This window comes from Paenibacillus sp. FSL M7-0134, assembly GCF_038007865.1.
In the GTDB taxonomy this organism is placed as follows: Bacteria; Bacillota; Bacilli; order Paenibacillales; family Paenibacillaceae; genus Paenibacillus; species Paenibacillus polymyxa_B.
On sequence record NZ_JBBOXV010000001.1, the window covers coordinates 2,915,687 to 2,928,641 of the forward strand.

The following is a 12,955-nucleotide window of genomic DNA, read 5'->3' on the forward strand; positions in this document are numbered from 1 at the left end:
AAAAGGGTGTAAAAAAGGAGCCTCTTCCCGGTCATATTTGAATACGCGGGTGATGGCTCCTTTGTGCTACATTTTAAAGGATGATTATCATTAATGATATTTAGGTTGTTCTTCTTCATTTTTGCCCTTGGAACCTTCAATTACATGAAAAGGATACGCTTTGCGCTTGCCTGTAGTCTGCTGCTTACGTGCGTTGGCTGTTTTGGCCATGGTGCGCACAGAGGGTTTGATTTTGGGAGTACGATTGCGTTGCCCTGGCAGGTATTTGTATAGCAGAAATATAACTGCAAAAACAAGGACGGGAATTAGTAAACTCATGAGAAAGCCCCAGCTTCCTCTCCATAGCATATCCACAATCCCATATGCACCCAAAGCAAGGGTAAGCCAGAAAATAACGGCATGTCTGTTCATTATTCACTCATCCTTTCACAGGATCAAGGACCGGACTGTTGAAGGTCTCCTTTACAGGTACGTTTTCCAACTCAGCATCCAATTCAAGCATACGCTTAAATGAGGCAATGGATACCTCCACTTGATCATCAGTCGGTTCTTTGGTGGTAAGTAGTTGCAGCCACAGACCGGGGTAACCTAAATAACGAAGTACCGGAATTTCACGAAGAGCATTGGTCAGCTTGAGAAATTCAAAAGAAAGCCCCAGTACGATCGGAAGCAGTAGAAGCCGTTGCCCCATGCGCTCCCACAGATTATCGTAGGTAAATAGGGAATAGACAAGTACTCCGATGATCACGGTCAGCATAATAAAGCTACTACCGCAGCGGTAATGCAGACGGCTGTATTTTTGTACATTGGCCGGGGTTAGTTCTTCCCCTGCTTCGAATGCTGTAATTACTTTATGCTCTGCGCCGTGATATTGAAACAGTCGCTTAATTAACGGAGTTTGGGAAATACCCCACAAATAAGCCAGTAGCAGAATCAGCTTAATAGCTCCTTCTGCGAGGTTATGCAAAATTTGGCTGTGAAACAAGCTACCGAATAGGAAATCCTCTACAATAACCGGAACGAGAGTCAATACAATTTTGCCAAACAGGAATGACAAAATACCGACTGCCGCCACACCGATCATCATACTCAGACTCCAGCGAGATTCTTCTTTTTTCTTTTGCTCAGCGCGTTCTTCCGGATCTACTTCATCATCAGCATACGCATCGGCTGAATAGTTCAAATGCTTGGTACCCTTGGCGCTGGAGTCGATGATGCTTACAATCCCCCGCAATAAAGGAATTCTGCGGAATTTGGATACCCAGGATTGCTCCTTGCGTGGTACTTCCAAATATGTGATTTCGCCAGTTTTGCGGCGAACTGCCGTGACATTGACACGCTTGCCGCCGAACATGACACCTTCAATGACTGCCTGACCGCCGTAGCTTACAGGCTTGGATGCTTGTGACAACCGTCTCACCTCTCTTAATACATGCTTTTTTGTATATTGTATCGAATTTGGAAGGGAATATCTAGTTAGATGAAACTGAGTGTAGTAATTAGGCCGCTCTAAGCTAAGATTCTGCTTTTAAAGGAGACGGTAGAAATTCTTATCGTGGAGAAAGCTCATGCCACAGGCTTATAAAAAAAGCATTTATGGAGCTCAGACTGCTCACATAAATGCTACTCATTATAAAACCGAATGAATATTCGGAAACAACCTATTGCGTAATTGCCTCGACAACCTGGTCAACCAGCCCTTTTGAAGAGAGAGGGCCGCCAAATGTCCATGTCGTACCGCTCAGTGAATAGGTACGTTTTTCTTTAACGAAATTCAGACCGTTCCAGACCGAATTATTTTTCATGGGTGCGCCGAAAACATTATCGTCCGGCTGAACAATATAGATAAAGTTGCTGTCCTGAACGGCAGACAGAGCTTCAATGCCTACGGTTGAAAAGCCATACTGTTCAACTTTGCTCGGTTTCCAATCATTAATCATGCCGATCTTCGCCAGTGTTGCCACGACGACTGAATTATCTGAAAACATACGAAGGCTGGCCGCATTTTGCGAAGTGAAAGCCTGTGTCAGTATATAATGATAATCCGACTTGCCAGCAGCGGTGAGCTTTTCTTTGGCTTCAGCATAATGCTGATCCAGTTCGGCAAGCACCTGCTTAGCTTTGTCTTCTTTTCCAAGAGCACCTGCGATACTATTAAAAATTTCTACCATTTTATCATGATCGTAGCCGTTACCATCGTTCAGATTATATTCGATCGTTGGAGCGATGGCCTTGAGTTGCTCATAGATAGCCTCATTTCCATCAACATTTGAAATGATCAGATCCGGCTTCAATGCAGCAATCGCTTCCAGATTCGGCTCGTTACGCGTGCCGACATCGACCACGCTACTATCGAGAGCCGCCTCCGGTGTCACGTACACCTTGTAGTTGGCATTGTCTGCATTACCAACCGGCTGAACGCCCAGCGCAATCAAATCCTCTGTAAATGTCCATTCCAGCACTACGACACGCTGTGCGGGCTTGTTGAGCGTGACCTCACCACGATTATGCTTTACCGTCACAGGACCAGTCGCTGTGTCAGTCGGTTTGCTACCCGACGTGGCTGTCTGATCTTTATCCGATGCTTTGTCGGCTGCTCCGCAACCTGCCAGAGTGAGCGTAAAAACCATTAACAATAAAATCCCGATTAATCCCTTTTTCATAGAAGCGTTCTCCCGTATATATGTTTTTAGGAAATGATAATGATTATCATTTTCATCATTATATTATGATAGAGGATTGAAATTTTGTCAATGTAAAAAACGGGTCCGTACCCTCAATTGGAAAGCTGCCATTATTCAGCATTCCTGTTCATTGTTAAACTATTCCCCCTTGGAGCATACTACCTAGCAAAATGGAATGCAGAATCCGATGGACGTACATGCATTTCCGATTGCAATTGTCTTTACGATGGGAAAAGTTTGCATATTGAAAGGGGATTAAACAACATGAGTGAAACCTACTCTATACCCAAGATAGGACATGAACAGGAGCAGTCTCGCGGATCTCAGGATCAACGTCATCATAACGACAGTGGTAGAGGCAGGCAGCAGTCAGGCAAAATACATACGCCTCTCATTCCTTTTGCACTTGAGTTGGGTTTTTTTGCGGGTTTACTCTGGGGATTGCTGCGCTGGCTGTTTTATAAGTTGCATTTTACGGTAGTAGCGCCTGGCTTTCTCGCGGAGCCTTTTTTCAAGCATTCGTTTATGAACACCATGGCGGGACATCTGGTAGGGCTACTTTTTTTTATTGGATTATCCGTCGTAGCTTCACTGGTGTACACTCTGTTGCTGCGCAGATTTAAGGGTCCTATACCCGGAATTGTGTATGGTCTGATTTGGTGGGTTGTTTTATTTGTATTAACAGGTCCTAAGCTAGGAATGATGAATGCTCCTGATCGGTTAACATGGAATTCCTTATATACAGAAATTTGTGTGTTTATACTGTGGGGACTATTTATCGGATATACCGTTGCTGTCGAGTATACGGATGAAAGAAAGCGCGAGCCTGAGAAAGCTGAGGGCTGAACGTAACAAAAACTTCTCAAGCGCCTATCCCCTGTGTTAAAATAGCATTTGGTTATTTGACAGAGGGGAGCGGAATGAAAGATGAAGAATGACCGGGTGTTAAAGCTGCGGCAGGCGCTGGGCGAGCATAATCTGCGGGCTATGCTGATTACTAGCCCTGTCAATCGTCGATATTTGACAGGCTTCACAGGTTCGGCGGGTTATGTGCTGATTACGGAATCCCATAGCTATTTGCTGACTGACTTTCGCTATATGACACAAGCGACCGAACAAGCCGAAGGCTTCACGGTGGTGCAGCACGCTGCACAGGTCATGGAAACGGTGAAAGAATTACTGTCTTCCCATCAGATCAGCGAAACAGGCTTCGAGCAAGACGCTGTAACTGTTGCGACGCATAAAGCTTATAGCGAAGATTTGTCACCTATTTCACTGGTTCCGGTGTCGGGCATTGTGGAGAAGCTACGGGTGTACAAGGATGCAGAAGAGCTGGAAGTGATGCAGCGGGCAGCGGATTTGGCAGATGCTACATTTGCACACATTTTACCTTACATCAAGCCGGGTGTCAGCGAGCGTGAGCTGGATCTGGAAATGGAATTCTTCATGCGCAAGCAGGGAGCTACATCCTCTTCATTTGACACAATTGTGGCTTCCGGGGTTCGTTCGGCATTGCCTCATGGCGTAGCCAGTGCTAAGTTAGTACAAGCAGGCGAGCTAATTACGTTTGATTTTGGTGCGTTGCTGGATGGCTACTGCTCCGATTTGACACGTACAGTGGCCACACAAGGGGATTTAGCGCCTCAGTTGCGTGAGATCTACGATATTGTGCTTAAGGCGCAGCTTCACGCACTCGAACATATTAAGCCGGGCATGACAGGCCGTGAAGCGGATGCACTGACCCGGGATATTATTGCTGGCCATGGCTATGGAGACAATTTCGGTCACAGCACAGGTCATGGTCTGGGTCTGGAAGTACATGAATCAACACGCCTGTCTAAGGCAAGCGATGATATTCTGGAGCCGGGTATGGTGGTAACGGTCGAGCCAGGTATTTATGTGCCTGGATTGGGCGGTGTACGGATCGAGGATGATATCGTTATTACAGATAGCGGCATCAAGGTATTAACACATTCGAGCAAAGAATTTACAGTCGTTTAATAACGATAACAGTCCTGTAGGAGGGGTATTTTAGTGATTAACGTTAATGATTTTAAAACAGGATTGACCGTCGAGGTAGACGGAGATATTTTTACGGTGCTGGATTTCCAACACGTAAAACCGGGTAAAGGTGCGGCATTCGTGCGCTCCAAGCTTAAAAACCTGCGTAACGGCAACACTGTTGAACGTACATTCCGTGCGGGTGAAACGATCGGCCGCGCGCAAATTGAAAACCGTGGTGTGTCTTACCTCTATGCGAGCGCAGACGAGCATACATTCATGGATAACGAAACATACGATCAATTCACACTTTCCAGCGATCAACTGAAATGGGAACTTAACTTCCTGCAAGAAAACATGAATGTAAACATCATTAGCTATAATGGTGAAATTCTCGGGATTAACCTGCCTAACAGCGTAGAGCTGAAGGTTATTGACACTGAGCCGGGTATTAAAGGTAACACCGCTACAGGTGCTACTAAAAATGCAAAAGTTGAAACAGGACTGAACGTTCAGGTTCCATTGTTTATCAACCAGGACGACGTATTGCTGATTGATACACGCGATGGTAAATACATTTCCCGCGCATAAATTTTGCAGCTTTTAGATTTCCTCTGTCCTTGTTAAGGGCAGGGGATATTTTTATAAGCACTAATATTAAAAAACAATGGCTCCGTACAGCACTTTCGTATTATACTGTACTAAAGTTATGCCGCAGGATGTCACGTTCAAGTCGTTTGGTGCCATCTCAAGGTTACATACTGTTGAGTCTGAGGGAGTGAATATCGTTGTCTTTGTATGTCATGAAATTCGGAGGCAGTTCCGTCGGTGACACGGAGCGCATGAAACGCGTGGCAAAACGCGTTGTGGAGAAACAGAGTGAAGGGCATCAATGTGTAGTGGTTGTTTCCGCAATGGGAGACACGACAGACGAACTGATTGACCAGGCCAAATTGTTGAATGAGCAGTTGCCTGCACGTGAGTTGGATATGTTGATGACGACAGGTGAACAAATTTCAATCGCCTTGTTGTCGATGGCTATTCAGCAGTTGGGTCATGAAGCGGTATCGTTTACGGGATGGCAGGCTGGTTTCCGTACTGAATCTGACTTTGGTCGAGCACGGATTACGGATATTCAACCTCAGCGTGTGCTGGATGCACTGAGCAGCAACAAGATCGTTGTTGTAGCTGGTTTCCAAGGGATGTCTGCAGAGGGAGACATTACGACGCTGGGACGTGGTGGATCTGATACGACGGCGGTTGCGCTGGCGGCGGCGATTCAAGCGGACGCCTGTGAAATTTACACGGATGTGGACGGCATATATTCAACAGATCCACGGATCGTGAAGGTTGCTCGTAAGCTAAAAGAAATTTCTTATGATGAAATGCTGGAATTAGCTAATCTGGGTGCAGCTGTATTGCATCCTCGTGCGGTAGAATATGCCAAACATAACCGGGTACCGCTGATTGTGCGGTCCAGTTTTAACCATAATGAAGGAACGGTCGTAAAGGAGGATGCAATAATGGAACAAGGCGTTGTAGTCAGTGGGATTGCATATGATAAAAATGTAGCAAGAATCAGTATTTTGGGCGTCGCCGATATCCCCGGTGTACTGGCGAAAGTATTTGGAACACTGGCGGCAGCCAAAATTGATGTAGACATTATTGTACAGAGCGGGGTTGAAGCTGGTAAAGCGGATTTCTCCTTTACAGTAGCTCTGACGGATCGTGAAGCAGCACTGAAGACGCTGGAAGGTATTCGTGGAGAGCTTCCGTACCGTGAAGTAACGTCTGAGGAAAACCTGGTGAAGGTGTCCATTGTAGGTGCAGGAATGGTTAGCCATCCGGGTGTTGCTGCGCAAATGTTTGCCGTACTGGCAGAGCAAGGCGTTAGCATTAAAATGGTAAGCACATCTGAGATCAAAGTATCGTGTGTAATTGAAGCGGGTAAACTTCATGAGGTTATTCAGGCGTTGCATACAGCTTATAACCTGGACACCGAGGAGCAAGCGTTTGTGGGTGGACCGCAGGACCGTCGTTAATAACTGCAACGTGAGATCTAGACACTGAATATGTCTAATGTGAACGATGCTTATGATAGGTAAAGGTTGATACAGGCCCTCTATTTATAGTTTGATAAATCATAGAATACAGCAGTAGGTTAAGAGGTTGTTCCATCAGTGAGAGTTAGACTGAGGGGCAGCCTCTTTTTTTGCTGAATCTATCTTTTCTACCCAAGGGTATCCCTTAGCCGACAAGGCTTTGAGAGGCCCTTTTTTATTTGTGCGAATTAGAGAATGGTGCTTAAACAAGCGGGAGAAAGGTCTGTTGAGTGTTGATAGGAGTTAGCAAAAGTTTGCCTAGGTTTTCAATATATTTTCGGCATAAAAAGCGAGAGTCAACCATAGACTTGTCTTAAAGAAAAAGGACAACTGTGAGGGGGCGGCATCGGTATGGAATGGCTGGAATTATTTCCCGAACCGTTGCACGGTATACTCGGAAGGCTTCCAGAAACGGTATTTAAGCAACTGGAAGAAATCCGGGTCAGGGAAGGAAGGCCGTTGGAAATTAATGCAAATGGTGATCATCATTTTGTAACGTCTGCTGGTCGGCTGACTTTGAACCATGTGGAAGCCTATAAGCCTGACCGTGAGGATGCCCACCGACTGCTGGATTTTATCAGCAATCATTCCCTGTATACCATGGAAGAGGAGCTTCGTAAAGGGTTTATTACGATCCCTGGCGGTCATCGTATTGGCTTGGCAGGGAGAACCGTGCTCAACCGAGGACGAGTGGAGCATTTGAGGGATATAAGCAGCTTTAATGTAAGAATTGCTCGTGCAATTCCCGGCATAGCTGATCGGATATTGCCTTATGTAGCAGATCGAATGTCCGGGAGAATCCGGCACACCCTCATTTTGTCCCCTCCTCAGCATGGCAAAACGACACTGCTTAGGGACTTGGCTCGGCAACTCAGTTACGGAGGGATGGAAAGCAACGGGGGGCGACGGAATGGACTCAAGGTAGGCATTATAGACGAACGCTCTGAGATCGCTGGTAGTCACAAAGGTATCCCCGGTTTTGATGTCGGGCCTCGCACCGATGTATTGGACGGATGTCCGAAAGCAGAAGGCATGATGATGATGATCCGCTCGATGTCACCGGATGTCCTCATTGTTGATGAAATCGGACGACCGGAAGATGCGGAGGCGGTGCGCGAAGCGCTTCATGCAGGCATTGCAGTCATTGCTTCCGCACATGGCCGCGATGTGGCTGAAATGGCGACCCGGTCTGCGTTTGCTGGATTAACTACAGGACAAGAGCTGTTTCAACTCTACGTCATGCTGGAGCGGACGAGCCGGGGCGTCTCATTTCGGCTGGCAGATGCCAAGCAGCGCAGGCTTACACTGCCTGGAGAAGGGCAGAATGGGGGCATCTCCTATGCTTAAGCTGCTAGGTGCAGCCTTGGTTATACTGGCCGCTACGCTGGCAGGCTGGCAGCGGGCAAGACAGTTTGCGATGAGGCCGCGGCAAATCAGGGAGTTGATTCTTGCGCTGCAAAGATTGACCACCGAGGTTTCCTACGGGGTGTCTCCGCTACCAGATGCTTTCGCCAAGACAGGAGAGCCCTTGCGAGAGCCGCTGCGCACTCTGTTTCAGCAAGCCTCACGCTGGATGCACCCCTCTTTTGGCCTGACTGCCAGAGAAAGCTTGCATAAAGCTATTGAAGACTCGTGGAACCGTTCCTCTATGAAGCAAGCCGAGAAGGAAGCGATGCGGCAGCTTGCTTACAGTCTTGGAACCAGCGACCGTGAAGACCAGATCAAGCACATTGCGCTGACCATCCAACAGTTATCCCATGAGGAAGCGCAGGCGCAGGCAGATCAGGTGAGGTACGAGCGTATGAGCAGGAGCCTGGGACTGCTGATCGGAGCATTGATCGTCATTTTGATCTATTAGCGGGGTGCTCGAATGAATTTAGAAGTGAACGCAATTTTCCAGATTGCCGGAATTGGCATTATTATCGCTATGATTCATACCGTATTAAAGCAAATGGGCAAAGAAGACATGGCCCACTGGGTAACGGTCATTGGTTTCGTCGTGGTCCTGTTCATGGTGGTGCGAATGCTGGATAACCTTCTGCAAGAGATCAAATCTATCTTTCTTTTTCAGTAGGTGGACACATGGAAATCATTCAGGTGGTGGGCTTCGCCCTCATTGCCACAGTCCTCATTTTAGTCATTAAGGAACAGAAGCCGATGTTTGCCTTTTTGATTGCAACAGCTGCGGGAATCGTCATTTTTTTGCTGCTGATTGGCAAGATCGGATCTGTGGTTGCTGTACTGGAGCGATTGGCCCGGTCTTCAGGCATGGATATGATCTATTTTAAAACCGTATTGAAAATAATCGGTATCGCTTATATTGCTGAATTTGGAGCGCAAATCGTTCGGGATGCAGGACAAGACGGGATTGCTTCCAAAATTGAGCTTACCGGAAAGGTACTCATTATGGTGCTAGCAATCCCGATTATCAGCATTATTATTGATACCATTCTGAAGCTGATGCCCGCCTGAGGGGGTGATGCCATGAAAAGGCTAGGGGGCATGCCGAATCTCAAAGTAATTGCAATGTTGCTGCTATGTCTCTGGTGTGCCTCAGCTGCGGTCCTCTTTGCAGATACACCGACAAACGAATGGATCAGACAGCAGGCGGAGCAAATGCCCAAAGATGAAGTAGAACATTATTGGGACGGGCTCATGCAGCAATACGGCGGATTTTTCCCTGATCAGAAAACGCCTTCCTTCATGGACATGCTGCTTCCAGGCGGTGAAGGGTTCAGCATAAAGGGTGTATTGAGCGCTATAGCTGATTTTTTCATCCATGAAATCCGGGTAAATGCCAAGTTGCTCGTCACCATCGTCATGCTCAGCATTATGAGTATGGTGCTGGAAACGCTGCAAAGTGCTTTTGAAAGCAAACAGGTCAGCAAAGTGGCCTACGCTATCGTATACATGGTCATTATCATTCTGGCGATTAATAGCTTTAGTGTAGCGATTGGTTATGCCAAAGAAGCGATTGATAGTATGATTCACTTCATGATGGCAATGTTGCCTTTGTTGTTTACCATGTTAGCCTCGATGGGTAACGTCGTAACAGTTTCGGTGACCCACCCGCTGATTGTATTTATGATCAACACAGTCGGAACAGTCATTCATACGCTGGTTTTCCCGCTACTGTTTTTCTCGGCTGTGCTGTACTTGGTCAACTCGCTGACAGGCAAATACAAACTGACCCAGCTAGCCGATCTGTTGCGGAACGCTGGAGTAGCAGTGCTGGGAGTGTTGCTGACCATATTTCTAGGAGTCATTTCGGTACAAGGCTTGACATCGTCAGTTACTGACGGATTAACGATCCGCACAGCCAAATATATTACAGGTAGCTTTGTTCCGGTGGTCGGCAAGGCGTTGGCAGATGCGACAGATACAGTCATTTCGGCTTCGCTGCTCGTTAAAAATGCCATTGGTCTGGTAGGAGTCATTATTATTTTGTTCCTGTGCGCATTTCCTGCTCTCAAGATTCTGACACTGGCTCTCATTTATAAAGTGACAGCAGCGATCATGCAGCCTTTGGGTGATACGCCTATCGTGGAATGTCTCGATGCGATCGGCAAGAGCATGATTTATGTTTTCGCGGCACTGGCGGCAGTGGGGTTAATGTCCTTCCTTGCGATTACAATCATGCTCGCAGCAGGAAATATGACGGTCATGATGAGGTGAACCAATGTACGTAAACCAACAAGGGGGGAGGGGAGTGACGTGACCTGGCTGGGAGGTTGGCTTAAGGAACTGGTGCTAATCGTGTTGCTGGCTTCTTTTGTCGATATGATCTTACCGAGCCGATCTATGGAAAGGTATGTCAAACTCGTTCTCAGCCTGCTTATTCTGCTGACGTTGCTGTCTCCGGTCGTGCGCTTACTGAGCAGCAGCCCCTCCGAGGTTTTAGGGCGAGCATTGGATCTTCAACGTCAGGCTGAGACAGGCAAGAGGGAACCGACATTGGAGGAGATTTTGGCAAAAGGCAGCCAGTTAAAGCAACAGCAAGAACAAAGCTCCATGCAATGGGCTGGCAAAGAGGTAGCTAAGGAAATGAAAGGACAATTGGAACAGTATACTGGGTTAGCAATTCAGTCGGTCCAGGTTACCCTTGCAAAGATTCAACAGAAGGAATCGGGGCTGGAGGCAGGAACGGGTGTCCAGTCGGTAGTGGTCAAATTGGCGGAGCAGCAGCCAGAAAAAGAAAAGAAAAACACAGACGTCTCGCCTGGTGCAGATGCTAAGCCGATTATGGTGGAGCCTGTGGCCGAAAAGACAGTGAATATTCGTGTGGAGCCGACACATACAAAAACTTCAGATTTTAATGAAGGAACGCGAGAAGATGATCGTAATCCTGATAAAACTGCTGAGGACGGAAAGCCAACGGATACGAAAGCTTTTGACTTAATTACAGGACTTCTACGTGAAAAATGGGGGATAGACAGCAAAAATGTTCAGGTGGTTTCTTCGCAGGATGGAACACATGAATGGTAACAGGAGGTGAGCAGAAATGAGCAAATGGCTGAAAAAGCTCGAGCGATGGCTGGGTGGAGGGGCGGATGGGGCGAAAAGATTCAACTCATTTCGTTGGCTGCTTATACTTGGCCTTATCGGTGTAGCGATCATGCTTTTTAATTCATTCGTTAATGTGAAAAAGGTCGATCCAGAAAACGTAGGGCGTGAGCCGCCTGGCGTGATGAAAAATGAGCCTACATTAGAGACAACAACAGGTGAAGAAAGTTCCTTTGCCGGGATCGAGAAGGTTTTTGAGGACAATATGAAACAGATGCTGGAGCAGATTGTTGGCGTAGGAACCGTCGATGTCATGGTTACGGTAGATTCCACCGAAGAAGTTATCGTTCAACGCAATGTAAAAGATATGCAGGAAGAGAACAACGAGACGGACGCCAATGGTGGACAACGGCACACTACTCAATATACACGTGATGGCGAGATTGTCACCTATGAGTCATCAGGTGGTCAGCACACCCCGATTGTGACAAAAAAAGTAAAACCGCAGGTGAGGGGAGTGCTTGTTGTGGCTATGGGGGCAGAAAACCCTACAGTGAAGCAGCTAATTGTCGATGCTGTACAGAAGGGACTAAATGTACCTTCCTACAAAATTTCAGTCGTACCGCGCAAGCAGGGATAATATGGAATTGAGGAACAAAGAAGTTTATATTTTAAACCATTAATGAATATGGAGGACGGAACATGAATAATAAAAGACAAACCGTTTGGCTGGTGTCCATGCTGAGTTTAATGGTCGTGCTGTCTGCGTATTATTTGTTTACGGAGGACTCGAGCCCTGCAAATCCACCAGTAGCCGATAGTGAGCAAGTGAGCAAGGTTAAGCAGGATGCCGCACAGGAAGCAACGACGAAGGCAGAGGAACAATTGAACGAACTGAAGGTAAATGAAGTAGTGACGAATGGAGAAGTAACTGATGGAGCATCGGCAACTTCTACAAAGTCGGATACGGCTTCCACAACTGATCCAACAACGGAAAACTCAAAAGGCGATAAAGATACGGCAGCTGCCCCTACTACTGAACCGGCGACATCCGATCAAAACACAACTGCGACTAAAACGGACGCGACAGCACAAAGTGACGACAAAGCAACCTCTACAGCCAAAACCGACCAGCAGGTACTGGATCAAGTGGCAACCGATCAAGCTGCCCAACCTACAGCAGCAGCAGTGATTGACAACTATTTGCTGGAACGGGATGTGGAAAATCAGAAGAAAAATGATGAACTGACTACCGCAATGAACGACAGCACACCAAAGAAAGCTGCGGAGGCTCAAAAGGAATTACATGTACTTGAAGATAAACAGGCTAAAATTACTGGAATTGAAGAAGAGCTTCAGCAGCAGTTCGCCAATGCGGTCGTCCGTGAGGAAGATGCTGATAAATACAAAGTAGTGGTTCTGAGTGAAAAATTGGATGCTAAGCAAGCGGTAACAATTGTCGATAAAGTCATGAAGGAACTGAATGTAACGCAGGATAAGATCAGTGTCCAGTATGTTACACAATAAGACAAAAAACGCGAAAAAGCCCGGATTTCTGCATTATTCCGGGCTCTTTCTATTTTTAATGATTGTGATATAATACATAAAGCTGTTTCAACAATGTTATCAGCAACCGGCAAAATGCTGAAGGAGTGATTAATAGAG

At 46.8% G+C, this 12,955-nt stretch carries 15 protein-coding genes; 12 read left to right on the top strand and 3 right to left on the bottom strand.

The genetic code is table 11. From position 1 onward, the window contains the following. Window positions 1-90 precede the first annotated feature (90 nt). The 3 genes from NSQ58_RS12965 to NSQ58_RS12975 form a co-directional block, all read right to left on the bottom strand. Window positions 91-411, bottom strand: a complete 321-nt coding sequence (locus tag NSQ58_RS12965; protein WP_023989265.1) for a hypothetical protein — start codon at window positions 409-411, stop codon at window positions 91-93. A gap of 7 nt (window positions 412-418) precedes the next feature. Next, window positions 419-1,411 (bottom strand): DUF1385 domain-containing protein, encoded by a 993-nt coding sequence (locus NSQ58_RS12970; protein ID WP_028540591.1) that lies wholly within the window; start codon window positions 1,409-1,411, stop codon window positions 419-421. 250 nt (window positions 1,412-1,661) lie between these two features. Beyond that, window positions 1,662-2,663 (bottom strand): ABC transporter substrate-binding protein, encoded by a 1,002-nt coding sequence (locus tag NSQ58_RS12975; RefSeq protein ID WP_341057562.1) that lies wholly within the window; start codon window positions 2,661-2,663, stop codon window positions 1,662-1,664. Between the two features lie 285 nt (window positions 2,664-2,948). Between NSQ58_RS12975 and NSQ58_RS12980 the strand changes: the two genes are divergently transcribed. The 12 genes from NSQ58_RS12980 (at window position 2,949) to NSQ58_RS13035 (ending at window position 12,817) form a co-directional block, all read left to right on the top strand. Then, window positions 2,949-3,530 (top strand): YqhR family membrane protein, encoded by a 582-nt coding sequence (locus NSQ58_RS12980; RefSeq protein ID WP_023989261.1) that lies wholly within the window; start codon window positions 2,949-2,951, stop codon window positions 3,528-3,530. A gap of 81 nt (window positions 3,531-3,611) precedes the next feature. Next, window positions 3,612-4,685: a M24 family metallopeptidase gene (locus NSQ58_RS12985; protein WP_053325698.1), complete on the top strand. Its 1,074-nt coding sequence runs from the start codon at window positions 3,612-3,614 to the stop codon at window positions 4,683-4,685. A 33-nt stretch (window positions 4,686-4,718) separates the two neighbouring features. Further along, window positions 4,719-5,276, top strand: a complete 558-nt coding sequence (efp, locus tag NSQ58_RS12990) for an elongation factor P (RefSeq protein ID WP_023989259.1) — start codon at window positions 4,719-4,721, stop codon at window positions 5,274-5,276. Window positions 5,277-5,473: 197 nt separating this feature from the next. Continuing rightward, window positions 5,474-6,727: an aspartate kinase gene (locus NSQ58_RS12995; protein ID WP_341057563.1), complete on the top strand. Its 1,254-nt coding sequence runs from the start codon at window positions 5,474-5,476 to the stop codon at window positions 6,725-6,727. Window positions 6,728-7,138: 411 nt separating this feature from the next. After that, the gene (gene spoIIIAA, locus NSQ58_RS13000) at window positions 7,139-8,134 is read left to right on the top strand and encodes a stage III sporulation protein AA (protein ID WP_053325697.1); all 996 of its coding nucleotides are present in this window, start codon (window positions 7,139-7,141) and stop codon (window positions 8,132-8,134) included. Further along, a complete protein-coding gene (gene spoIIIAB / locus NSQ58_RS13005; RefSeq protein WP_023989256.1) occupies window positions 8,127-8,645 on the top strand; it encodes a stage III sporulation protein SpoIIIAB in 519 nt (172 codons plus the stop codon). Before spoIIIAA ends, spoIIIAB begins: the two co-directional genes overlap by 8 nt. Before the next feature lie 12 nt (window positions 8,646-8,657). After that, complete coding sequence (gene spoIIIAC / locus NSQ58_RS13010) at window positions 8,658-8,861, top strand: stage III sporulation protein AC (protein ID WP_010345636.1); 204 nt, start codon at window positions 8,658-8,660, stop codon at window positions 8,859-8,861. 8 nt (window positions 8,862-8,869) lie between these two features. Then, complete coding sequence (gene spoIIIAD / locus NSQ58_RS13015; protein ID WP_013310826.1) at window positions 8,870-9,259, top strand: stage III sporulation protein AD; 390 nt, start codon at window positions 8,870-8,872, stop codon at window positions 9,257-9,259. A 12-nt stretch (window positions 9,260-9,271) separates the two neighbouring features. Continuing rightward, window positions 9,272-10,462, top strand: coding sequence for a stage III sporulation protein AE (gene spoIIIAE / locus NSQ58_RS13020; protein WP_023989255.1), 1,191 nt, complete (start codon window positions 9,272-9,274; stop codon window positions 10,460-10,462). Window positions 10,463-10,501: 39 nt separating this feature from the next. Then, complete coding sequence (gene spoIIIAF, locus NSQ58_RS13025) at window positions 10,502-11,272, top strand: stage III sporulation protein AF (protein WP_023989254.1); 771 nt, start codon at window positions 10,502-10,504, stop codon at window positions 11,270-11,272. A 16-nt stretch (window positions 11,273-11,288) separates the two neighbouring features. Beyond that, the gene (spoIIIAG, locus tag NSQ58_RS13030; protein WP_023989253.1) at window positions 11,289-11,930 is read left to right on the top strand and encodes a stage III sporulation protein AG; all 642 of its coding nucleotides are present in this window, start codon (window positions 11,289-11,291) and stop codon (window positions 11,928-11,930) included. A gap of 62 nt (window positions 11,931-11,992) precedes the next feature. Continuing rightward, the gene (locus tag NSQ58_RS13035) at window positions 11,993-12,817 is read left to right on the top strand and encodes a SpoIIIAH-like family protein (protein WP_023989252.1); all 825 of its coding nucleotides are present in this window, start codon (window positions 11,993-11,995) and stop codon (window positions 12,815-12,817) included. Window positions 12,818-12,955: the final 138 nt, after the last annotated feature.

Excerpts from the sequence above, each read along its gene's own strand:
- spoIIIAG (WP_023989253.1), top strand. The coding sequence starts at position 11,289 with ATGAGCAAATGGCTGAAAAAGCTCGAGCGATGGCTGGGTGGAGGGGCG.
- NSQ58_RS13035 (WP_023989252.1), top strand. The coding sequence starts at position 11,993 with ATGAATAATAAAAGACAAACCGTTTGGCTGGTGTCCATGCTGAGTTTA.
- spoIIIAC (WP_010345636.1), top strand. The coding sequence starts at position 8,658 with ATGAATTTAGAAGTGAACGCAATTTTCCAGATTGCCGGAATTGGCATT.
- NSQ58_RS12980 (WP_023989261.1), top strand. The coding sequence starts at position 2,949 with ATGAGTGAAACCTACTCTATACCCAAGATAGGACATGAACAGGAGCAG.
- spoIIIAB (WP_023989256.1), top strand. The coding sequence starts at position 8,127 with ATGCTTAAGCTGCTAGGTGCAGCCTTGGTTATACTGGCCGCTACGCTG.
- NSQ58_RS12965 (WP_023989265.1), bottom strand. The coding sequence starts at position 411 with ATGAACAGACATGCCGTTATTTTCTGGCTTACCCTTGCTTTGGGTGCA.
- NSQ58_RS12975 (WP_341057562.1), bottom strand. The coding sequence starts at position 2,663 with ATGAAAAAGGGATTAATCGGGATTTTATTGTTAATGGTTTTTACGCTC.
- NSQ58_RS12985 (WP_053325698.1), top strand. The coding sequence starts at position 3,612 with ATGAAGAATGACCGGGTGTTAAAGCTGCGGCAGGCGCTGGGCGAGCAT.
- spoIIIAE (WP_023989255.1), top strand. The coding sequence starts at position 9,272 with ATGAAAAGGCTAGGGGGCATGCCGAATCTCAAAGTAATTGCAATGTTG.
- spoIIIAA (WP_053325697.1), top strand. The coding sequence starts at position 7,139 with ATGGAATGGCTGGAATTATTTCCCGAACCGTTGCACGGTATACTCGGA.
- spoIIIAD (WP_013310826.1), top strand. The coding sequence starts at position 8,870 with ATGGAAATCATTCAGGTGGTGGGCTTCGCCCTCATTGCCACAGTCCTC.